Annotated in this window: 20 protein-coding genes; 16 read left to right on the forward strand and 4 right to left on the reverse strand. The window is 68.2% G+C overall.

Annotation, left to right across the window (positions count from 1 at the left end; translation table 11 throughout):
• Positions 1-55: 55 nt before the first annotated feature.
• From FHU38_RS02130 to folK, 6 genes are all read left to right on the forward strand, one after another.
• Complete coding sequence (locus FHU38_RS02130) at positions 56-832, forward strand: ESX secretion-associated protein EspG (RefSeq protein WP_167165971.1); 777 nt, start codon at positions 56-58, stop codon at positions 830-832.
• 195 nt (positions 833-1,027) lie between these two features.
• Positions 1,028-3,421, forward strand: a complete 2,394-nt coding sequence (ftsH, locus tag FHU38_RS02135; RefSeq protein ID WP_167165973.1) for an ATP-dependent zinc metalloprotease FtsH — start codon at positions 1,028-1,030, stop codon at positions 3,419-3,421.
• Positions 3,422-3,465: 44 nt separating this feature from the next.
• The gene (gene folE / locus FHU38_RS02140) at positions 3,466-4,074 is read left to right on the forward strand and encodes a GTP cyclohydrolase I FolE (protein ID WP_208415861.1); all 609 of its coding nucleotides are present in this window, start codon (positions 3,466-3,468) and stop codon (positions 4,072-4,074) included.
• A gap of 44 nt (positions 4,075-4,118) precedes the next feature.
• A complete protein-coding gene (gene folP / locus FHU38_RS02145) occupies positions 4,119-4,919 on the forward strand; it encodes a dihydropteroate synthase (protein WP_167175377.1) in 801 nt (266 codons plus the stop codon).
• A gap of 1 nt (position 4,920) precedes the next feature.
• On the forward strand, positions 4,921-5,298 hold the full coding sequence (folB, locus tag FHU38_RS02150) for a dihydroneopterin aldolase (RefSeq protein ID WP_313886641.1): 378 nt from the start codon (positions 4,921-4,923) through the stop codon (positions 5,296-5,298).
• Positions 5,295-5,792 (forward strand): 2-amino-4-hydroxy-6-hydroxymethyldihydropteridine diphosphokinase, encoded by a 498-nt coding sequence (folK, locus tag FHU38_RS02155; protein ID WP_167165978.1) that lies wholly within the window; start codon positions 5,295-5,297, stop codon positions 5,790-5,792. The genes folB and folK overlap by 4 nt, the downstream gene beginning before the upstream one ends.
• 35 nt (positions 5,793-5,827) lie before the next feature.
• On the opposite strand, the gene FHU38_RS02160 is transcribed toward folK, so the two are convergent.
• Positions 5,828-6,781 (reverse strand): MerR family transcriptional regulator, encoded by a 954-nt coding sequence (locus FHU38_RS02160; RefSeq protein ID WP_167165980.1) that lies wholly within the window; start codon positions 6,779-6,781, stop codon positions 5,828-5,830.
• A 73-nt stretch (positions 6,782-6,854) separates the two neighbouring features.
• Between FHU38_RS02160 and FHU38_RS02165 the strand changes: the two genes are divergently transcribed.
• The 7 genes from FHU38_RS02165 to FHU38_RS02195 all read left to right on the forward strand — a co-directional run bounded on the left by FHU38_RS02165 (position 6,855) and on the right by FHU38_RS02195 (position 13,530).
• The gene (locus tag FHU38_RS02165; RefSeq protein WP_167165982.1) at positions 6,855-7,316 is read left to right on the forward strand and encodes a DUF3180 domain-containing protein; all 462 of its coding nucleotides are present in this window, start codon (positions 6,855-6,857) and stop codon (positions 7,314-7,316) included.
• A 69-nt stretch (positions 7,317-7,385) separates the two neighbouring features.
• The gene (locus tag FHU38_RS02170) at positions 7,386-9,017 is read left to right on the forward strand and encodes a DUF6779 domain-containing protein (RefSeq protein ID WP_167165984.1); all 1,632 of its coding nucleotides are present in this window, start codon (positions 7,386-7,388) and stop codon (positions 9,015-9,017) included.
• Between the two features lie 129 nt (positions 9,018-9,146).
• A complete protein-coding gene (locus tag FHU38_RS02175; RefSeq protein WP_313886867.1) occupies positions 9,147-10,241 on the forward strand; it encodes a PrsW family intramembrane metalloprotease in 1,095 nt (364 codons plus the stop codon).
• A gap of 160 nt (positions 10,242-10,401) precedes the next feature.
• On the forward strand, positions 10,402-11,295 hold the full coding sequence (locus FHU38_RS02180; protein ID WP_208415524.1) for a Rossmann-like and DUF2520 domain-containing protein: 894 nt from the start codon (positions 10,402-10,404) through the stop codon (positions 11,293-11,295).
• Positions 11,296-12,210: a pantoate--beta-alanine ligase gene (panC, locus tag FHU38_RS02185; RefSeq protein WP_167165990.1), complete on the forward strand. Its 915-nt coding sequence runs from the start codon at positions 11,296-11,298 to the stop codon at positions 12,208-12,210. It abuts the gene before it with no gap.
• A 13-nt stretch (positions 12,211-12,223) separates the two neighbouring features.
• On the forward strand, positions 12,224-12,724 hold the full coding sequence (panD, locus tag FHU38_RS02190) for an aspartate 1-decarboxylase (RefSeq protein WP_167165992.1): 501 nt from the start codon (positions 12,224-12,226) through the stop codon (positions 12,722-12,724).
• Entirely contained in the window at positions 12,724-13,530 is an 807-nt protein-coding gene (locus FHU38_RS02195; RefSeq protein WP_167165994.1) for a type III pantothenate kinase, read from the forward strand. The genes panD and FHU38_RS02195 overlap by 1 nt, the downstream gene beginning before the upstream one ends.
• Here the strand turns inward: FHU38_RS02195 and FHU38_RS02200 are convergent.
• A complete protein-coding gene (locus FHU38_RS02200; RefSeq protein ID WP_167165996.1) occupies positions 13,502-14,260 on the reverse strand; it encodes a class I SAM-dependent methyltransferase in 759 nt (252 codons plus the stop codon). The genes FHU38_RS02195 and FHU38_RS02200 overlap by 29 nt on opposite strands.
• A gap of 666 nt (positions 14,261-14,926) precedes the next feature.
• Between FHU38_RS02200 and FHU38_RS02205 the strand changes: the two genes are divergently transcribed.
• A complete protein-coding gene (locus FHU38_RS02205; protein WP_009156519.1) occupies positions 14,927-15,274 on the forward strand; it encodes a histone-like nucleoid-structuring protein Lsr2 in 348 nt (115 codons plus the stop codon).
• Positions 15,275-15,326: 52 nt separating this feature from the next.
• On the opposite strand, the gene FHU38_RS02210 is transcribed toward FHU38_RS02205, so the two are convergent.
• Complete coding sequence (locus FHU38_RS02210) at positions 15,327-16,022, reverse strand: helix-turn-helix domain-containing protein (protein ID WP_313886868.1); 696 nt, start codon at positions 16,020-16,022, stop codon at positions 15,327-15,329.
• Positions 16,023-16,206: 184 nt separating this feature from the next.
• Here FHU38_RS02210 and FHU38_RS02215 point away from each other — a divergent pair, with 184 nt between their 5' ends.
• Positions 16,207-16,788 (forward strand): TIGR03086 family metal-binding protein, encoded by a 582-nt coding sequence (locus FHU38_RS02215; protein WP_167165998.1) that lies wholly within the window; start codon positions 16,207-16,209, stop codon positions 16,786-16,788.
• On the opposite strand, the gene FHU38_RS02220 is transcribed toward FHU38_RS02215, so the two are convergent.
• Entirely contained in the window at positions 16,785-17,633 is an 849-nt protein-coding gene (locus FHU38_RS02220) for a (2Fe-2S)-binding protein (protein ID WP_313886642.1), read from the reverse strand. The two genes, FHU38_RS02215 and FHU38_RS02220, sit on opposite strands and share 4 nt — an antisense overlap.
• Positions 17,634-18,006: 373 nt before the next feature.
• Here FHU38_RS02220 and FHU38_RS02225 point away from each other — a divergent pair, with 373 nt between their 5' ends.
• On the forward strand, positions 18,007-20,556 hold the full coding sequence (locus tag FHU38_RS02225) for an ATP-dependent Clp protease ATP-binding subunit (RefSeq protein WP_167166000.1): 2,550 nt from the start codon (positions 18,007-18,009) through the stop codon (positions 20,554-20,556).
• Positions 20,557-20,615: the final 59 nt, after the last annotated feature.

The raw sequence follows: 20,615 nt of genomic DNA on the forward strand, positions 1-20,615 counted from the left end.
GTTCGTTACTCTGCGGTAGTAACGACGCCACGGTCAGGGAGTCAGCTGGAGGATCGTGCCCGCTCAGGAGTTCTTCACGCCCGTGTCCTTCGATTTCCTGTGGGAAGCCGCCGGACTCGGCGACCTGCCCTACCCGTTGCGTGTTAGCTCGCACGGCGATACCGAGGTCGAACGCGCGGCGCTGCGGGAGAGGGCGAACCTGGAGTTCGCGGCCCGCGAACTCGCGAACTCGCCCGTCGAGGACTGGCTCGGCCTGCTGTCCAGGCCGAGGATCAGCATTGACGCGCTGCACATCCCGGACTTCCAGGCGCCACCGGTCGCCGCGCTCGCGGCGAGCGACGGCAATCAGGCTGTGCTGGCCATTCAGAACAGCGACGGCATCTGGCTGCGCCCCGTCTACCCCGACGGTCTGGTCTCCGCGGTGGTCGATCTGCTGCCCGCCTGTGGGCGCGGCACCGAGGCCTCCATCACACTGCCTATAGACCAGGCACTGCGCACAAGGCCCGCGAACACCGGCGTACCCGCGGCGGCGGGTACGTCCGCGCGCAGGACTGCGAGGTTGTCGGAGCGAACGGCGAACGAGGGCGAGACTTTCGCGCGGCTCATCGCGCAGCCGAGATTGCGGGGTGGCCAACTCGTCGCCAACAGTCGAGACGACCTCGGTGGCAGACGTCGAAGTGGGGTGCTGGCCTGGTTCGATACCGCGTCGGGGCGCTACCTCAGCCTCTCCCGCACCGGTCCCGACGGCAGTGAGTGGATCATCGTCGCGCCCGCCGACGCGAAGGCGTTACGCGGTCGACTCGCCGAGTTGGTCACCGAGGTCACCCGGTAGCCACGCGCTGAGCTGGGAACATCCCCGCCCTGGGAGCCGTTGGATTTGCGTAGAGGATCGCCCGGCCGTTCGCGCAAGCCGGGCGGTACCCTGATAGGACGGTTACCACCGTGCCCATGCAGTTGTACACCGTGACGGCGGATGTCACATCTACCGCCTAGCCAGGGAGGGTCGAGGCCGCAACGGCCGGATCTAATGGACCGCAAGCGCCTGCTCAAGAACCCACTGCTGTGGATAGTCGCGGTTCTGCTGCTCTATTTCCTGTTCAGCATGATGTTCGACAGCGACAGGGGTTACACGCACGTGCCCACGTCGCAGGCCGTCGAACAGATTCGCGGCGGCAACATCACCGAGGCGAACCTCGAGGACAAGGAACAGCAGCTCAAGCTGCACCTGGCCAACCCGATCGAGGTCGACGGTCAGCAGGTCACGCAAGTCATAACGAAGTTCCCCGCAGGCGCTTCCGACCAGCTGTACAACTCGCTCATCAACGCGGGTGGTGACGAGCAGAACGTCCGGTTCGACACCACGGTCACCCAGGACTCCTTCATCACCCAGTTGCTGATCTACATGATCCCGCTGGGCATCCTGCTGCTGTTGCTCATGTGGATGATGAACAACGCGCAGGGTGGCGGTAACCGGGTCCTCAACTTCGGCAAGTCCAAGGCCAAGCAGCTGAACAAGGACATGCCGAAGACCACCTTCAGCGACGTGGCTGGTGCCGACGAGGCCGTCGAGGAACTGCACGAGATCAAGGACTTCCTGCAGAGTCCGGGTCGCTACCAGGCGCTCGGCGCGAAGATCCCGAAGGGTGTGCTGCTCTACGGCCCGCCGGGTACCGGTAAGACCCTGCTCGCGCGTGCGGTGGCAGGCGAGGCCGGGGTGCCGTTCTACACCATCTCCGGCTCCGACTTCGTCGAGATGTTCGTCGGTGTCGGTGCCTCCCGGGTGCGTGACCTGTTCGAGCAGGCCAAGCAGAACGCGCCCTGCATCATCTTCGTCGACGAGATCGACGCGGTGGGCAGGCAGCGTGGCGCGGGCCTCGGCGGCGGCCACGACGAGCGGGAGCAGACGCTGAACCAGTTGCTCGTCGAGATGGACGGCTTCGACTCGCGCGGCGGCATCATCCTGATCGCCGCCACCAACCGCCCCGACATCCTCGACCCGGCGTTGCTGCGCCCCGGCCGGTTCGACCGGCAGATCCCGGTTTCCGCGCCTGACCTGCGTGGTCGCAGGGCGATCCTGGAGGTGCACGCCAAGGGCAAGCCGCTGGCCGAGGGAGCCGACCTCGACGCGCTCGCGAAGCGCACGGTGGGCATGTCGGGCGCCGACCTGGCCAACGTCATCAACGAGGCCGCGTTGCTCACCGCGAGACAGCACGGCACGGTCATCTCCGACGCGGCGCTCGAGGAGTCCGTGGACAGGGTGATCGGTGGCCCGGCGCGCAAGAGCCGGATCATCTCCGAGAAGGAGCGCAAGATCACCGCCTACCACGAGGGCGGGCACGCGCTCGCCGCGTGGGCCATGCCGGACATCGAACCGGTGTACAAGCTGACGATTCTGCCCCGTGGCCGCACGGGAGGGCACGCACTGGTCGTTCCCGAGGACGACAAGCAGCTGATGACCCGGTCGGAGATGATCGCGAGGCTGGTGTTCGCGATGGGCGGCCGCACGGCGGAAGAGCTCGTCTTCCACGAGCCGACAACCGGTGCCTCCTCCGACATCGAGCAGGCTACGAAGATCGCGAAGGCGATGGTCACCGAGTACGGCATGAGCCCGAGGCTCGGCGCCGTCAAGTACGGCCAGGATCAGGGCGACCCCTTCCTCGGCCGGTCGGCGGGCAGGCAGCCGGACTACTCGCTCGAGGTCGCGCACGAGATCGACGAGGAGGTGCGCAAGCTCATCGAGACGGCGCACACCGAGGCGTGGGAGGTGCTCAACACCTACCGCGACGTGCTCGACGACCTGGTGATGGAGGTGCTGGAGAAGGAGACCCTGCAGCGCAGGGACCTTGAGCGCATCTTCGCGACGGTGGAGAAGCGTCCCAGGATCACCGCGTTCAACGAGTTCGGCGAGCGGTTGCCCTCGGACAAACCGCCGATCAAGACGCCGCGTGAACTCGCGATGGAGCGTGGGGAGCCGTGGCCTCCAGAACCCGAAACCGAACCCGAACCGGAACCGCGGCCGGAGCCCGCGCCGGTCGGCGGTCCGTACGGCGGGCACGAAGTCCCGGGCGGAGCACAGCAGGGTATGCCCGAGCCGCCCGCGAACCCGTCGTCGTACAACCCGTACGCTCCACCCTCTGGTGACTATCCCAACGGCGCCCGCCGGACCAACGGCGGCCAGGGTCACGGAGCCCGCGGCCACGGCGGTGGTTCCGGGGGCGGAGGCGCCGACTCGAGGCCACAGCCTTACGGTGGTGGCCGGCAGGGTCGAAACGCCGGCCCGCCCAACTACGGCGCCCCGCCCGGATGGACACCCGCCACCAAGCCGGACCGCGCTGGCCAGCCGTGGCGGTACGACCCGCCCCGGCAAGAGCAGAGTGGTCACGAGCGTGGAGGCGATGAGCAGGACGGTCAGCATCGTTAGTGACCGGGAAAGGCAGTGACGTGTCAGGCAACGGTCATGGTTCTCTGGACGTCGACGCCGAGTTGCCTCGGGTGGAAGGGCGCGTGTTCGACCAAGCACGTGCCGAGCACGCCGTACGTGAACTGTTGCTGGCGTGCGGCGAGGACCCCGACCGCGACGGCCTGCGCGAAACCCCGGCCAGGGTGGCGCGTGCCTACCGGGAGATGTTCGCCGGGCTCTACAGCGAGCCGGATCACGTGCTCGACCGCACCTTCGACGAGAGCCATGAGGAGTTGGTACTCGTCACCGACATCCCGATGTTCAGCATGTGCGAGCACCACCTGACGCCGTTTCACGGTGTGGCGCACGTCGGCTACATCCCCAACGGGCAGGGCAAGGTCACCGGCCTTTCCAAGCTTGCGCGGCTGGTCGACCTGTATGCCAAGCGCCCGCAGGTACAGGAACGGTTGACCTCGCAGGTCGCCGACGCGCTCTACCGCAAGTTGCGGCCACGGGGTGTCATCGTGGTCATCGAGGCGGAACACCTGTGTATGGCGATGCGGGGTATCCGTAAGCCAGGTGCGCGGACCACGACCTCCGCCGTGCGCGGTCTGTTGCAGAGCTCGGCGTCCTCCCGGGCCGAGGCGCTGGACCTCATCAAGGGTCGGCGGTGAACCCGCCCGAGTCCCCGCTGCCCTCGCCCGGCAGGTCTGTCGTGATGGGGGTGCTCAACGTCACCCCCGATTCCTTCTCCGACGGTGGCCGCTACCTCAGCAGGGAGGATGCCCTCGCGCACGCGCACGCCATGTGGCGGCGCGGCGCGGACATCATCGACGTCGGAGGGGAGTCAACCCGGCCTGGGGCGCTGCGCGTCGACGCCGAGACCGAAAGTGCGCGGGTGATTCCTGTCATTCGCGCGCTTGCCGCCGACGGGCTGCTGCTGTCGGTGGACACCACGCGAGCGGCCGTGGCCGCTGCCGCCCTCGATGCGGGCGCGCGGATCGTCAACGACGTCTCCGGTGGCCTCGCCGACCCGGACATGGCGCGGGTCGCCGCCGAAGCCGGAGCACCGTTCGTGTTGATGCACTGGCGTGGCCACAGCAAGGACATGAACGCGCTCGCGCGCTACGACGACGTCGTCAAGGAGGTCTGCGACGAGCTGCGTGCCAGGGTGGATGCCGCGCTGGCCGCGGGGGTCGCCGAGAGCGCCATCGTGCTCGATCCCGGCCTCGGCTTCGCCAAGGAGGCCGAGCACGACTGGGCGCTGCTGCACCGCCTCGATGCCGTCCTCGACCTCGGCTTCCCCGTGCTTGTTGGTGCCTCACGCAAGCGCTTTCTCGGCAGGCTGCTCGCCGACTCCGACGGCCAACCACGCCCGCCCGCGGGCAGGGAGGTCGCCACGGCAGCCGTCTCCGCGCTCGCCGCGAGCGCCGGTGCGTGGGGGGTGCGCGTCCACGATGTCGGAGCCTCGCTCGACGCGGTGAAGGTCGCGGCGGCGTGGCTGCGCGGTGGTGTCTGAGGTGGCCGACGTGTCGGGGGCGGGCGACCGCATCACGTTGACCGGGTTGCGGGTGTTCGGCAGGCACGGCGTACTCGAACGCGAGAAGCGTGACGGGCAAGAGTTCCTGGTGGACGTCACCGCATGGCTCGATCTTCGCCCCGCCGCGGCCTCCGACGACCTGACTGACACCGTCAACTACTCGGAACTCGCCCGGCTCGCCGCCGACATCGTCGCAGGGCAGCCGTACGACCTGATCGAGAGCGTCGCCGGTCGGATCGCGGACGAAGTGCTACGCGACGTGCGACTGCACGCGGTGGAGGTCACGGTGCACAAGCCGTCCGCGCCGATCCCGCTGACTTTCGCCGACGTCGCCGTCACGGTGCGGCGGCAGCGGTGAGCAGGGCCGTGTTGTCGCTCGGTTCGAACCTTGGCGACCGACTGGCGTACCTGCGGCTCGCCGTCGAAGGGCTCGCCGACCGAATCGTCGCGGTTTCCAGCGTGTACCAGACGCGTCCGTGGGGCGTGCCGGACCAGCCGGACTTCCTCAACGCGGTCTGCATCGTCGACGACCCCGAAGCCGATCACTGGGCGTGGCTGCGTGCCGGTCAGGAACTGGAGCGCAGGGCCGGCCGGGTACGGCAACGGCGCTGGGGCCCGCGCACGCTCGATGTCGACGTGGTCACCGTGGACGGGGTTCGTAGCGACGACCCCGAACTGCTGCTGCCGCATCCCGGCACCGCCGAGCGGGCGACCGTGCTCATCCCGTGGCTGGAGATCGACCCGGCGGCGCGGGTGCCGGGACACGGCCGCGCCGCCGACCTGCTTGCCGCGCTCCCCGAGGCCGACCGGGAAGCCGTCACCCCACGCCGCGACCTTCGGCTGTGGCCATAACCCGCTGATCCGAAGCCGTTGCCGAGTTCGGTGGCTCAGTCCGCCGTCGCGCGGAGCGCGGCAACGATCCACCGTGCGGCCTCGTTGCGGCTCGGGACGGCAGGCCAGTCGTTGATGATCGCGAGTAGTTGCCAGTACCGCTCGGCGCGTGGATCTGCCCCTTCGGCGATTCGGCCGGCGAGTTCGGCACGGAACCTCGGGGTGTCGGCGACACCTTCGGCCGCCGAACGTGCCGCGATCTCGTCGGCGAGTTCCCGGCCGGTCGGCGAGTCCGCAGCCAGCCCCTGGTCGACAGCCGCCTGCGCGCGATCGCTCCACTCGCACCAGTGCTCCTGCTGAGCGCGTGCGGCGGTGTCGGTGGTCGCCACCTGCCCGCGCTCGGCCTGCCGCTCGCTCATCCTCCGGGTAAGGCCTCGGAACTCGGGATCACGGACCAGTTCCGCGAACTCGATCCACGCTTCGAGTTGTCGCGGGGTCGGGTCGTCAGGCAGTTCCGGTTTGGCCGACCGCATCCTGTCGTAGAACTCCGAGTCGACATCGAGCCCCTCGCTCACCTCGTCCCAGAACTCGTCGACGAGTCGCCTGCGCTCCTCATCGGACATCGAAGCCAGCTTGTTCATCAGTTTCACCTCGTTCAGTTCGCCACCTCGTTTGACGACCGCACGAAGCACCGCCCTGCGCAGCCGCAGCACGCGCAGCTGCTCTTCGAGCACCTCCAGGTGCTTGGCCGCCACGGTGCTGACGTCCTGAGTGCGGGCGAGCACGCGTCGCACGTCGGCGAGGCCGACCCCCAACTCGCGCAGTGTGCGCACCAGTTCCAGCCTCGCCAGCGAGGTGGTGTCGTACAGCCGGTAGCCCGCGCTCGTGCGGTCGGTGGGGGGCAGCAAGCCCTCGTCGGAGTAGTAGCGGATGGTCTTGACCGACAATCCGGTCCTGCGTGACAGTTCTCCGATCGTGAACACGGCTGGTTCTCCCCTCACCGGCTCCATGCTCGACTCTCCAGCGGGTGGAGAGTCAACCGTCGCACCTCGCCGTGGTCGTGACCTCGCCTACGGTGTAGCCATGCACTTCACGCGGCCACGTGAGTTGGTCTTCGCCACCTTGCTCGGCTTCGGACTGGCGCTGCTGCTCTTCCAGGCCGCGTACGACACGCTGCCGAGTCTGCCTCCGCCCGCGGGCACCACTTTGTTGGTGCTCGCCGTGGTCGAGACCGGGTTGGCCTTCGTGATCAGGGGGCGCATCCGTTCCCGTCGGGTGGTGACGGGCGTCTGGATCGCGCGTGCTGTGGCGCTCGCGAAGGCGTCGTCATTGCTGGGTGCGTTGATGCTCGGGGTCTGGCTCGGCGCGCTGGCGTTCCTCCTGCCACGCGCGGAGCGGCTCACGGCCGCGTCGGAAGATCTTCCAGCAGCGATCATCGGGGTGGCGTGCGCTGCCGCTCTGATCGCCGCGGCGCTGTGGCTGGAGTACTGTTGCCGCGCGCCGGAGCCGCGTGATCGGGACCACGATCAGAAGAAAACCGGTTAGCGACTGGAATCCACCGTTCGAAGTACCGATAAGGTCTCGGCTGGATAACCAGAAGGTACGGTGTTGGGCATGAGTGGCGTGGGTGAGGACTCGCGCGGCCGCGCGTCGGGTCGGCCGCTGTTCGCTGCCGGCGTGCTCCTCGCCATCGCAGCCACGGTAGCCATGGTGTTCACCGAGGATCTGCGCTGGCTACGCCTCGGGATCATCGCCGCGCTGTGGGCCGCCCTGATAGGCGGGTTCGTGGCGGCGAGATACCGCAAGCAGGCGGCGACCACCGAGCAGGCGGCGGCGAAGGCGCAGGAGATCTACGAGCTGGAGCTCGAACGCGAGATCGCAGCTCGCCGAGAGTTCGAGCTGGATGTCGAGGCGCAGACCAGGGAACGGGTTGAGGACGAGACGCAGGAGGAGCTACAGGCCCTGCGCTCGGAAGTCACCGCTCTGCGTGAGAGCCTGCAGGCGCTGTTCGGCGGTGAGGTGCTGTGGGAGCGGGTCGCGCTCACCGCGCAGTCGACCAGGATGCGGTCGCTGACGGAGGAGCCGAGGGTGGTCACCGCGGGCGACTCCAACGGCGGCAGACCGGCGCAGATCACGGCAGGCAAGAAGCTGGCCGAACTCGCGGAGCGACCCACCGAACTGATCGCTGCCGTCCGAGAGTTCGAAGCACAGTCATCACAGCAGGCCGAACACTCCGCCTTCGACCAATCTGCCTTCGACCAATCTGCCTTCGACCAATCTGCCTTCGACCATGTCGAGGCCGAGCCGGAGCAGCAGCCGGAGCAGCCGAGGACCAGATTCGTTCCGCGCCCTTCGCGGCCGGCCGAGCAGAGCAGACCCTCCCAGCGGCCGGTCGAACCCGCCACGCGCAGGGTGCAGCCCGTCGACCGCGGCGGCCTGCCGGGTGCGCGTGAAGCGGCGGCCAGGGCGAGAGCCGAGATGTCGAGGCCTCGGCAGCAGCCGGTGAATCGGCCCGCCGCGCGAGCGGAGCGATCCCGAACCGAATCGGCCTCCGCCGAGTCGCGCGGTGTGCAAGGCGCGGCTACGAAGGCGGCTCACCCGCCGCCAACCCCTCCCACGCGACCGGCCCAGCACGCCCCTGCACGCAGCGGGCCACCTGCCGACCCCGCGAGGTCCGCGGCGGACAAGCAGGAGGCCAATCCTTCCTCGGCCGCGCGGCCGCAGCGCCCGACGAAACGGCAGTCCCCTCCCGAACAACCCACCGAGTTCACCGGCGGGCTCGACCTGGATTCCGCGCCCACGAGAACCACGCGGCCTCCGATGGAGGCCGAGCGTGCGGCCAGGACCACGAGGCGCGAACCGGCAGCCGAACCACAGACCCGCGTCACCGAACCGACGCCGCCGCAGCCGAATCCGACGTTGCCCCCCGAAATCCGGGAGGTGCGAAGCAGGCCGGGCGGTCGCAGGCGCAGGGCCGAGCCCGACGACGTCGAGGTCCCCGCCGTGTCCGGCGGCAGGCGATACCGGTCCGACGACGAGCCGCCCCCGTGGGAGGCCTTCGGCGAAACCTCCGGCTCCCGGGGCGGACCGGAAGGTCGCAGGGCTGCCGGGGACACCGCGGGCGACTACGCCGCGGAGACCGACGAGTCGTCCGGGTCGCATGCCGAAGGCCGCTCGGTGAGCGAGTTGCTGGCCGCCCACGGTGCGAACGTGTCAAGGCCGCGCCGCAGGCGCCGCGCAGACTGAACCGGCGAATCGGCTCACGGGCTCGGTGGGAACGCTTGCGGTGGCCCTCGTTAGGGTGCCCGCGTGAAGGCAGAGACCACCGGGCGACCGCGACATCGGTTGCGTAGGCATCCGCCGCGCCGGTTGGCCGTGTTGTTGCCGATCGCGGGTCTCGTGGGGGTGGCGTTGTGTGGCCTGCTCGTGCTCACGCTGGCCACCGTCAGGGTCGGCGTGGTGGCGGTGGCCATCGGTGTCGTGGCCTCGACCCTTCCTGTCACCCTGGTGGTGGCGGCCTTCCTGTGGATCGACAGGTGGGAGCCGGAGCCTGCCAAGCTGTTGCTGCTCACCTTCGCCTGGGGCGCGTTCGTGGCGACACTCACCGCCCTGCTGATCAACGACACCGCTGAAGCGGTGGGTGACCTGCTGCTGGGTACGGGCAGTGGCGGCAAGGTGAGCGCACTCGTTTCCGCACCGCTGGTCGAGGAGGCGGTCAAGGCGGTGCCGGTATTCGCGATCCTGCTGCGTCGTTCGCAGGAGTTCGACGGCCTGGTGGACGGCATCGTGTACGCCGGTATCAGCGCGGCCGGGTTCGCCTTCACCGAGAACATCTACTACTTCGGGCGAGCGTTCGCCGAGTACGGCTTCGGCGACGGGGCGAGCGCGGGTGTGCTCGCGGCGTTCCTGCTGCGCGGTGTGCTCTCCCCGTTCGCGCACCCGCTGTTCACGGTGCTGACGGGTATCGGCGTCGGCCTCGTCGTCAGGGCAGGCCGTCGCTCGCTGAAGGTGCTGGTTCCGCTGGGGGCCTACCTGTGTGCGGTGTTCCTGCACGCGCTGTGGAACGCGGCCGCAACCCTGGGCGGCGCCGCGACGTTCCTCGACGTCTATTTTCTGATCATGGTGCCGATCTTCATCGCGGTGTTGCTGCTTGTGCTGTGGCAGCGTCGACGCGAACAGCGGATCATCGCCGCGGCCTTGCCTCAGCTGGCGGCCAACGGCTGGATCGCGCGCTCGGAGGTGCCGTTGCTGGCCAGTCTGCGCGGCAGAAGGCGCTGGCGCGGGCAGGCGCGCAAGGAGTCGGGCAGGCACGCAGCCAGGGCTGTGGCCGCCTACCAGGCGAGTGTCACAGAGCTGGCGTTCCAGCGCCGGTGGTCGACCGAGGAGGGCGGTACGAGCGGTCGCCATGACGACCTCGTCGACGTCGTCATGCAGGCCAGGGCTGAAGCGGTACGGCTGGCGGCTCGGTGATGACCGGACCGGGTGAAGTGCGGGTGAAGCTGGTCACCTACGCGCCGTCGCTGAGAGTTCACGGGCTAGTCTCGCGCGCGTCGTCTGGTACCCGCGTCCGCAGAGTGGGACTGGAACGAGCTTGGGAGTCGTTGAGCATGAGCGTCCAGTGGGGCACGCGATGACACGCCCTGCCCGACTCGCGGTAGGCGTGGTATCGGCAGGCAGGGTCGGCAGCGTGCTGGGTGCCGCGCTGGCCCGTGCCGGGCACACGGTGGTGGCGGCGTCCGGCGTCTCGGACGCGTCGGTGCGGCGAGCCGAGCGGTTGTTGCCCGGAGTGCCCCTGCTGGCGCCCGACGAGGTGGCGAGGCAGGCCGATCTCGTGCTGCTCGCCCTTCCCGACGACGCGCTCGGCCCGATGGTGAACGGGCTCGCGGCGACCGGGGCTTTCCGCGCCGGGCAGATTGTCGTGCACACCTCCGGCGCTCACGGCGTCGGTGTGCTGACACCCGCGGTCGAGGCGGGTGCGCTCCCGCTAGCACTGCATCCCGTGATGACGTTCACCGGCCGCCCCGAGGACCTGGAGCGGATGTCCGCCTGCAGCGTCGGCGTCACGGCAACGGAGGCTGACGAGGCCGCCTGGAACGTCGGTGAGGCGCTGACCGTGGAGATGGGTGCGGAACCCGTCCGAATACCCGAGCAGACGCGCCCGCTCTACCACGCCGCACTCGCGCACGGTGCCAACCATCTCGTCACACTGGTCGCGGACTGCGTGCAACTGCTGCGCTCCGGGGGAGTGCGGACCCCGGAGCGGCTACTCGCTCCGCTACTGTCCGCCGCGCTGGACAACGTGCTGCGGCAGGGCGACCGTGCACTCACCGGCCCGGTGGCACGCGGCGACACTGGCACGGTGACCACCCACCTCGGTGTCCTCGCGCGACGCGCCCCGGAGCTGCTGCCCGCCTACACGGTCCTGGCACGCAGGACGGTCATGCGGGCGCGCGATGCGGGCCTGCTCGGCGGTGTCGAGGCAGCCGAGATCACCAACCTGCTCGACGACGGACGTGATGCTTGAGTGAGTACACCCAGGTTCAGCCGGGGCGAGTTGAACACCTACCGCAAGCCCGGCGAGGTCAGGCAGGTCACCGCGGCGCTGCGCGCGGTCGGCCGCAACGTGGCGCTCGTACCCACGATGGGCGCGTTGCATGCTGGTCACCGCGAGTTGCTTCGCCGCGCGAAGCGGCTGCCGAACACCGTCGTGGCCGCATCGATCTTCGTCAACCCGCTGCAGTTCGGCGCGGGCGAGGACTTCGAGGCCTACCCGCGGCCGCTCGAACGCGACCTCGAGGTGCTGGCCGACGCGGGGGTGGAGATCGCGTTCACCCCGAGCGAAGCCGACCTCTACGAGCCCGAGGCCGCGGTGACCGTGCAGCCCGGTGTACTCGGCACCGAACTGGAGGGGCAACACCGGCCGGGGCACTTCGCCGGGGTGCTGACAGTGGTGGCGAAGTTGTTCAACATCGTCCGCCCGCACTACGCCTTCTTCGGGGAGAAGGACTACCAGCAGTTGGTGCTCATCCGGCGAATGGTGCGCGACCTGAACATGGAGACCAGGGTGCTGGGGGTGCCCACAGTGCGGGAGCCGGACGGTCTCGCACTCTCGTCACGCAACGTTTACTTGCGCCCCTCGGAGCGTGAGCAGGCGGTGGCCCTTTCCGCCGCGCTCACCGCGGGCGCGCATGCCGGGCAGCGGGGAGCTGAGGCGGTGCTGCGTGAGGCACGGCGCACGCTCGCCGCGTGCCCCGAGGTGGCTGTCGACTACCTGGAGTTGCGTGGTACCGATCTCGGTCCCGCGCCCGTCGACGGCGAGGCGCGGCTGCTGGTGGCCGCGAGGGTGGGGACAACCCGCCTGATCGACAACGTCGGTGTTTCGTTGGGTTCGGCTGCCGAGCAGCCGCGCGAGCGGGCCGGCGAGGACGCAGGGGTGTAGAGGAGAGTCCACGATGTACCGCACGATGTTGAAGTCCAAGATCCACCGGGCAACGGTGACGCAGGCGGACCTGCACTACGTCGGTTCGGTCACGGTCGACGAGCGGCTCATGGAGGCGGCGGACCTGCTCCCGGGCGAGCAGGTCACCATCGTCGACGTCACCAACGGCGCGCGGTTGGAGACCTACGTCATCACGGGCGAACGGGACAGCGGTGTCATCGGGATCAATGGTGCGGCGGCGCACCTGGTACATCCCGGCGACATCGTCATCCTGATCGCGTACGGGCACATGGACTCCGCCGAGGCGGCCGCTTTCCGCCCCCGGGTGGTGTTCGTCGACGCGGACAACCGCGTCGTCGAAGCCGGTGAGGATCCCGCGGACGTGCCGGCGGGCTCTGGTCTCGTGAGCGGCGCGTTGCCGGTCGGTCAGCAGCACGGCGAGTCGCGGGCCTTCCCGGTCGCTGAGACGGTCGACGCCGCGCGGCTCGACGCGCTGCTGCACGCGGAGGGCTAGTGCTGCTCACCGTCGATGTCGGTAACACCAACATCGTGCTCGGCCTCCACTCCGGGCGCGGGGAGAACGCCGAGTTGGTGCGGGACTGGCGGATGCGCACCGACGCGCGGATGACTGCCGACGAGCTTTCCCTGACGATGCGTGGGCTGCTCGGCCGTTACGCCGACAAGGTCACCGGGATCTGTGCGCTGTCCACGGTGCCCGCGGTGCTCCGCGAGCTGCGGACGATGCTCTCCCGGTACTACCCGAACGTGCCGAAGGTCGTCGTGGAACCTGGGGTGCGCACGGGAGTCCCGCTGCTGGTGGACAACCCCAAGGAGGTAGGGGGTGACCGGCTTGTCAACACCCTCGCCGCACACCACCTGCACAACACCGCCTGTGTGGTCGTGGACTTCGGCACCTCCACCAATGTTGATGCCATCTCGGCGAAGGGCGAGTTCCTCGGCGGCGCCTTCGCGCCCGGCATCGACATTTCCGTGGACGCCTTGGCGTCACGCGCCGCAGCGCTGCGCAAGGTCGAGTTGGTGGCGCCAAGATCGGTGATCGGTAAGAACACGGTCGAGTGCCTGCAATCAGGAATCCTGTACGGATTCGCGGGACAGGTCGACGGCCTGGTGCGGCGGATCATCAAGGAACTGGTGTCCACTCCTGGCGAACGGGTAGAGGTGATCGCGACGGGCGGACTCGCCCCGCTTGTGCTCAACGAGTCGGAAACGATCACCGAGCACGTGCCGGAGTTGACGCTGCTCGGCCTGCGGCTGGCCTATGAGCGCAACATCACCGGCGGACGGCCCGCAGCGCGGTAGTCACCATCGGCCTGTCGAACTCGCCCCGCGCTGTTTGTGGTCGCGACGCCAGGATCTGCCTTGCCCGCCGCAGTAGTGCCGCGCGTTCGCGCTCGGAGGAGATCAGTACGTGTGAGTGAGTCGCGAGCGTCTCTACCATGCTGTGCGCGGTGCGACGTTGCACGTGCGGAAACCGGTCGCGCTGAAACGGGCAGAACGCTTCGTGTGAGGGCAGCCGGTGGGGGTAGGCTCTGCCGCCGCCGGACTTCATGAGCGCGGCGAACTCCGCGACCCACGGGTAGACCTCGTCGTCGTCGTTCCACAGCAGCAGCACGACACCGCCAGGGCGAAGGACTCGCGCGATGTCCTCGAGCGCGGCCTCGCCGTCGAACCAGTGGAACGCCTGCCCGATGCAGACCGCGTCCATCGATCCGTTTCGTAGTGGGATTTCTTCCGCGGTTCCTTTCAGCGCGGCGACATCGGGCAGTGACTCGCGCAACTGCGTGAGCATGTCGAGGTCGGGCTCGACGGCGGTGACCGCGCCGAATGCCCGCAGTGTCGCGGCGAGTTTCCCGGTTCCCGCCGCGAGATCGAGCAGCCGTTTCACCATCCCCGCCGGTTCGAGCCCCCACTCCACCGCTTCGGTCGGGTAATCGGGCCGGTGTTCGGCGTAGGCGCGTGCCCGCGCGCCGAACGATGCCGCGCGAAGGGCGCGGACGTGTTCGGCGGGATCTCGCGGCACATCGTTCATGCGGAGATTCTGCGGGCTACGACCTGGTCGGCCAACCGGTTCTCGCCCGTCCGTGCGTCAGCGGCACCTCACCGTGGCCACTCTTCCGCGGTGAAAGCACAGGAATGCATGATGCACAGTCGTGTCGGTCCCGCCTTCACCGGCTTCGGGTTAGCACACCCGTCGCCGGGTGCGATCGGCCGTGCGATAAGCGGCGTGTTCGCGAATCTTCGCATTCGCCCGAGTTCTCCACCCGGAGATTATTGTCGGCCTGTCGACGCTTGCTCACCAAAGACGCAGGGCGGCAACCGGGCAGGGATCGTCGAACAGACCCTGTGCGATACATTCGTACCGTGCGAACCGTGCGGCCCCTAGTGGTCGAACCCGGCGCCCTGCCGGGGCGTTGCGGCAGGCCGATGATTCCTTCGTGCCGGGTCGGGTATTACCGCCAAGCGGAGGTACTCGAATAGGAGTCAACCGGTTACCGATGGCACTCGGCGGTTCCGGTATCCGGGAAACGATCCGGCTTCGCCTGGTACGAACGCAAATAGCGGCCACGGCGCGCCGCAATCAACAGAAGGTGATTTGCGTTTATGCGCCCAAGCGGGTATTAAGGTTCCCAGTCGGGTCTTTTCGTCTGGGCATGGGCACCACGTGATCTAATGTTGGCTTAACAGGAGGAATCAGATGGCGCAGAAGGTCCTCGTCTCCCTCGTGGATGATCTGGACGGTTCGGAGGCCGAGGAGACGGTGGAGTTCGGGCTGGACGGCGTCAGCTACGAGATCGACCTGTCAGCGGAAAATGCCGAAGAATTGCGTGATGCTCTCGCTCAGTATGTCGAGCACGCCCGCAGGGCCGGTGGTCGCAAGCGGGCAGGCACCCGTTCGGCTGTGAAGGCGCCCGGACGCTCGGCGGCGGTTGACCGCGAGCAGAACCAGGCGATTCGCGCGTGGGCACGCAAGAACGGTTACGAGGTTTCCGACCGAGGCCGTATCCCGTCGGAAGTGGTCGAGGCATACCACAAGCGGAACTGAGCGAACGTGCTCGGTGGCCTCCCGGATCGCGCGCCGGGAGGCCACCTTCGTCTCATATTTCAGCGCGTTGCGACTCCATGCGACGATAAGTGGCGGGGGAGATGCCCACGGCGGCGGTGAAGTCCCGTGTGAAATGGGCTTGATCGCTGTAGCCCAGTTCGGCCGCGATCGTCGCCCAGTCCGGCCGCGATTCGCCGCCTGCTCGTTTGGCGGCCTCGTTGATCCGGTAAACCCTGATAGCCCACTTCGGGCCGACTCCGACGTGTTCGACGAACAGTCGCTGCAGGGTGCGAGTCGGCATTCCGGTTGCGGCACTCAGTTGTCGGACGCTGATGATCGTCGGGTCTCCCGCTACGCGTTCCACTGCGGCGGCCACTCGTTGTTCGGCAGGCGTTGGCCTTGGCGCGCTCGCCCGCAGGAACCGGTCGGCCGAGGCGACCATTTCCCGGGTGGAGTCCGCGCGCAGGATCGCTTCCTGCGTCTCGCCGGCACCCGCGCCGAACACCTCACCCAACGACCTTCGCTCGCCGCCGAGTTCATTCACTGATCTACCGAGCACCGCGCCGCAACAGCCGGGCCGCATCCGTACACCCAGGACCTGGTCCTTGCCATGGAGAACGTTGGAAAAGACCCCGCGACTCGGGGGCCATACGCCGGGGGCGTCGCGGCTGAACACCACGTGCACGCTCAGATTCGGCAACACCCGCTGCTCGTGTGGCGGGCGGTCGCGCAGATCCCACCGGACGATCCAGTACTACTGCACGAACGGCCGCAACCGCTCAGCCGGTTCGTGCCGACTGAGCTGAAGCAGCCCGGCCGACGCGCGCTGACCGAGGATGCCCTGCGGTATCCGTTCCACGGCAGGAAGGCTAATGGGGGTCACTGACGCGTTTGTTCAAGACGATCGAAGGCAGGTGGTGTTCACTTCGGGCATGACCGAACTGAAGGAACCCATCAGCTGTGCCGCGCGTGAGTTCGGCCAGATCGTGCGTGCCGTACCTGCCGACAAGCTCCAGGCCGCGACACCGTGCGATGAGTACGACGTCCGCGGCCTGTGCAACCATTTGCTGTTCTGGATGCCGAGGCTGCTCGCCGCGGTTAGCAAGGACACTCCGGCGCCATTGGGCGACGGCGAGCGAGCGGCGGAGTTGGTCGTCGGCGACTGGGCAGATCGGCTCGCCGCGCAGGCCCTCGAACTCGCCGACGCGCTGCGCGACCCCGCTGCATGGCAGGGCAGTACGAGCATCGCGGGTGGTGAGCTGCCCGCCGCGATGGTCGGCAGGATGGCGCTGTGCGAGTTCGTGGTCCACGGCTGGGACCTCGCGGCGGCTACCGGCTTGCCCGCGCGCTACGAGTCCGACGTGGCCGTGGCGGCCGAGCAGGTCATGCGCGAGATCGGCGAGCAGGGCAGGCAATTCAAGGCATTCGGTCCCGAGGTGCCGCTCGGCGACGACGCGTCGGTGCTGGACCGGGTTGTCGCGCTTTCCGGCAGGGACCCGGCGTGGCGGCCCTAGCCGGCGTGTGGTTTCGGTCGCAGGCGGGGACACCCTTCGCACTCGCCGCGTCCGGGCAGCAGGTAGGTGAAACAGCAGCTTTCCCGGCGGCGTGTCCAGCTTCTGTCCGGTGTGCCTCCGCTGGAGCGCAGGGTGGAGGGTGAGGTCAGCGGAGGAAACCGCGACTGGAGCACGAGCGCTGCCTCGGCAACACCCGCCCCCTCGTCGCCGCTGTCCGCTCCCGCCCACCACAGGCAGGTGTCCAGCGCGTCCGTAGCCGCTGCCCACAGCGTGTGGGTGCCAAGCGGGCTGACCCTGCCGAAGGCGTGGACGAACCTGGCGGCGTGCGCGATGTACCGCGCCCGCAGTACCGAGGCGAGCTGCCTTTCGTCGGCCACGACAGTGGCCTCCGGCCTGCCCGCGCCGGGATCGAGCGGCAGGCAGTAGAACGAATCGTCGAGCACCGCGACGCCGGTCAGTTCCGGTCTGCCATGCGGCGCGGTGCGCAACGCCAGCGCTTCCGGTCGCAGCGATGGGACCCTGCGTTCCTGATGCAGTAGCAAAGCGGCGACGTAGGCGGGCGCGCGCAGGTACCACGCCGTGACGTAGCAGGCGGTGGTGCGGCCGGGCGCGGGGCCGGCGATTCGGTACCGCGCCCGCAGCCAGTCGGCGAGAGCGTCGCGCCACCTGCTGAAACCGCCGGGGTCGGCAAGTAGGTCGGAGCAACGCCGCCAACCGTCGCCGGTGGCGTCCGCCCGAACCTCGATGCGAGTCGGCCGCGCGGCCACGCGGTCGAGCGACCCCACCAGCCCGTCGAGATCATCCTGAATGTGTCGAGCATCACGAAACGGCCCGCCGATACTCACACGTGCGCCCTCACTGCTCCATCCGGGTGTCCTCAATTAGGCGTGCCTTACCTTACCGGCGAGGCGGTGGTAAGCCACCGGGGCCCCAGATCCGGGGATGGCCAGGGAAAGTGTGTTCGCGAGGAGCGGACAACGAGATCGGCAGGAATCCCCGGACCCCGTCACGCGTTGTGCATAGGGTCAACAGCCAGCAATAAGTCGACTGTGTGTCTGCCCGAAACCGCGTGCCAGAGCTGATCAGGCGGTACGGAATCCGCCCCAGTGGTAAACCGACACGTGCGCTTGGCTACTACAGTGGTCTCACGGTGCCGAGCTCACCTAGCGAATTCAGGGCTGAGATCGGGCCGCCGGCGCAGCAGTCGAGGGAGTGGGAATGTTCGAAAGGTTCACCGACCGCGCGAGGCGGGTGGTTGTCCTGGCCCAGGAAGAGGCCAGGATGCTCAACCACAACTACATCGGCACCGAGCACATCCTCCTGGGTCTGATCCACGAGGGTGAGGGTGTCGCCGCCAAGGCGCTGGAGTCGTTGGGTATCGCGCTTGAGGGCGTCCGCCAGCAGGTCGAGGAGATCATCGGCCAGGGGCAGCAGGCCCCCAGCGGGCACATCCCCTTCACGCCGCGTGCCAAGAAGGTGCTCGAGCTGTCTCTGCGCGAGGCGCTGCAGCTCGGCCACAACTACATCGGCACCGAGCACATCCTGCTCGGCCTGATCCGCGAGGGCGAAGGCGTCGCGGCGCAGGTCCTCGTCAAGCTGGGCGCCGACCTCAACCGCGTTCGCCAGCAGGTGCTGCAACTCCTGTCCGGCTACCAGGGCAAGGAGCCCGCCGAGGCGGGCACGGGCCGTGGCGAGGGCACCCCGTCCTCCTCGCTGGTACTTGACCAGTTCGGTCGCAACCTCACCGCGTCGGCGCGCGAGGGCAAGCTGGACCCGGTCATCGGCCGCAGCAAGGAGATCGAGCGGGTCATGCAGGTGCTGTCCCGCCGCACCAAGAACAACCCCGTGCTCATCGGGGAACCCGGCGTCGGAAAGACCGCCGTCGTCGAGGGCCTCGCGCAGAACATCGTCAAGGGCGAGGTTCCCGAGACCCTGAAGGACAAGCAGCTCTACACGCTCGACCTCGGATCGCTGGTGGCGGGCTCCCGCTACCGCGGTGACTTCGAGGAGCGGTTGAAGAAGGTCCTCAAGGAGATCAAGACCCGAGGCGACATCATCCTGTTCATCGACGAGCTTCACACGCTCGTCGGCGCGGGTGCCGCCGAGGGCGCGATCGACGCCGCGAGCATCCTCAAGCCGATGCTCGCGCGTGGAGAGCTGCAGACCATCGGCGCCACCACGCTCGAGGAGTACCGCAAGTACATCGAGAAGGACGCCGCGCTGGAGCGCCGGTTCCAGCCGATCCAGGTCGGTGAGCCGTCGCTGGAGCACACGATCGAGATCCTGAAGGGTCTGCGCGACCGCTACGAGGCACACCACAGGGTGTCGATCACCGACTCCGCGCTCGTGGCCGCCGCAACGCTGGCCGACCGCTACATCAACGACCGGTTCCTGCCGGACAAGGCGATCGACCTGATCGACGAGGCGGGCGCCCGCATGCGTATCCGGCGCATGACAGCTCCGCCGGACCTGCGCGAGTTCGACGAGAAGATCGCCGACGTGCGCAGGGAGAAGGAGTCCGCCATAGACGCGCAGGACTTCGAGCGGGCAGCACGCCTGCGGGACGAGGAGAAGACGCTGCTGGGCCAGAAGTCCGAGCGGGAGAAGCAGTGGAAGGACGGTGACCTGGACGTCGTCGCGGAGGTTGACGACGAGCAGATCGCCGAGGTCCTCGCCAACTGGACCGGTATCCCCGTGTTCAAGCTCACCGAGGAGGAGACCACGCGTCTGCTCCGCATGGAGACCGAGCTGCACAAGCGGATCATCGGCCAGGAGGACGCGGTCAAGGCCGTTTCGCAGGCCATCCGCCGCACCAGGGCCGGCCTGAAGGACCCGAAGCGCCCTTCCGGTTCGTTCATCTTCGCAGGCCCGTCAGGTGTGGGTAAGACCGAGCTGTCCAAGGCGCTGGCCAACTTCCTGTTCGGTGAGGACGACGCGCTCATCCAGATCGACATGGGTGAGTTCCACGACCGCTACACCGCCTCGCGGCTGTTCGGTGCCCCTCCGGGCTACGTCGGCTACGAGGAGGGCGGCCAGCTCACCGAGAAGGTCCGTCGCAAGCCGTTCTCCGTCGTGCTCTTCGACGAGATCGAGAAGGCACACCAGGAGATCTACAACACCCTCCTGCAGGTGCTCGAGGACGGCAGGCTTACCGACGGTCAGGGCCGCACTGTCGACTTCAAGAACACGGTGCTGATCTTCACCTCGAACCTGGGCACACAGGACATCTCCAAGTCCGTCAGCCTCGGCTTCTCTTCCGGTTCCGACGAGGGATCGCGTTACGAGAAGATGAAGCAGAAGGTCAACGAGGAGATGAAGAAGCACTTCCGGCCGGAGTTCCTCAACCGGATCGATGACATCATCGTGTTCCACCAGCTCACGCAGGACCAGATCATCGAGATGGTGGACCTGATGGTCACGAGGGTCGAGGAGCAGCTCAAGGGCAAGGGCATGGAGCTGGAGCTCACCGACAAGGCGAAGGCGCTGCTCGCAAAGCGCGGCTTCGACCCGGTGCTCGGCGCCCGCCCGCTGCGCCGGACCATCCAGCGGGAGATCGAGGACCAGCTGTCCGAGAAGATCCTGTTCGGCGAGGTGCAGCCCGGCCAGATCATCATCGTGGACGTCGACGGTTGGGAGGTCGGCGACGAGCGCGACGACAAGGCCAAGTTCGTGTTCCGCGGTGAGGCCAAGCCGCTGGACGTGCCCGACGCGCCACCGGTGAGCATCGCCGCCGCCGGTAGCGAGGACGGCGAGTCCGAGAACGAGTAACCGAACGTGAAACGAAGGCGCCCCCACGGCAGTTCGCCGTGGGGGCGCCTTCTCGCGTT

This window comes from Saccharomonospora amisosensis (genome assembly GCF_011761185.1).
Taxonomy (GTDB): Bacteria; Actinomycetota; Actinomycetes; order Mycobacteriales; family Pseudonocardiaceae; genus Saccharomonospora_A; species Saccharomonospora_A amisosensis.

What these genes read in the sequence shown, in the direction of transcription:
- ftsH (WP_167165973.1), top strand. Translation starts at nt 1,028, where the DNA reads ATGGACCGCAAGCGCCTGCTCAAGAACCCACTGCTGTGGATAGTCGCG.
- folP (WP_167175377.1), top strand. Translation starts at nt 4,119, where the DNA reads ATGGGGGTGCTCAACGTCACCCCCGATTCCTTCTCCGACGGTGGCCGC.
- FHU38_RS02160 (WP_167165980.1), bottom strand. Translation starts at nt 6,781, where the DNA reads ATGGAGCCGGTGAGGGGAGAACCAGCCGTGTTCACGATCGGAGAACTG.
- FHU38_RS02165 (WP_167165982.1), top strand. Translation starts at nt 6,855, where the DNA reads ATGCACTTCACGCGGCCACGTGAGTTGGTCTTCGCCACCTTGCTCGGC.
- FHU38_RS02170 (WP_167165984.1), top strand. Translation starts at nt 7,386, where the DNA reads ATGAGTGGCGTGGGTGAGGACTCGCGCGGCCGCGCGTCGGGTCGGCCG.
- FHU38_RS02180 (WP_208415524.1), top strand. Translation starts at nt 10,402, where the DNA reads ATGACACGCCCTGCCCGACTCGCGGTAGGCGTGGTATCGGCAGGCAGG.
- panD (WP_167165992.1), top strand. Translation starts at nt 12,224, where the DNA reads ATGTACCGCACGATGTTGAAGTCCAAGATCCACCGGGCAACGGTGACG.
- FHU38_RS02200 (WP_167165996.1), bottom strand. Translation starts at nt 14,260, where the DNA reads ATGAACGATGTGCCGCGAGATCCCGCCGAACACGTCCGCGCCCTTCGC.
- FHU38_RS02205 (WP_009156519.1), top strand. Translation starts at nt 14,927, where the DNA reads ATGGCGCAGAAGGTCCTCGTCTCCCTCGTGGATGATCTGGACGGTTCG.
- FHU38_RS02215 (WP_167165998.1), top strand. Translation starts at nt 16,207, where the DNA reads ATGACCGAACTGAAGGAACCCATCAGCTGTGCCGCGCGTGAGTTCGGC.
- FHU38_RS02225 (WP_167166000.1), top strand. Translation starts at nt 18,007, where the DNA reads ATGTTCGAAAGGTTCACCGACCGCGCGAGGCGGGTGGTTGTCCTGGCC.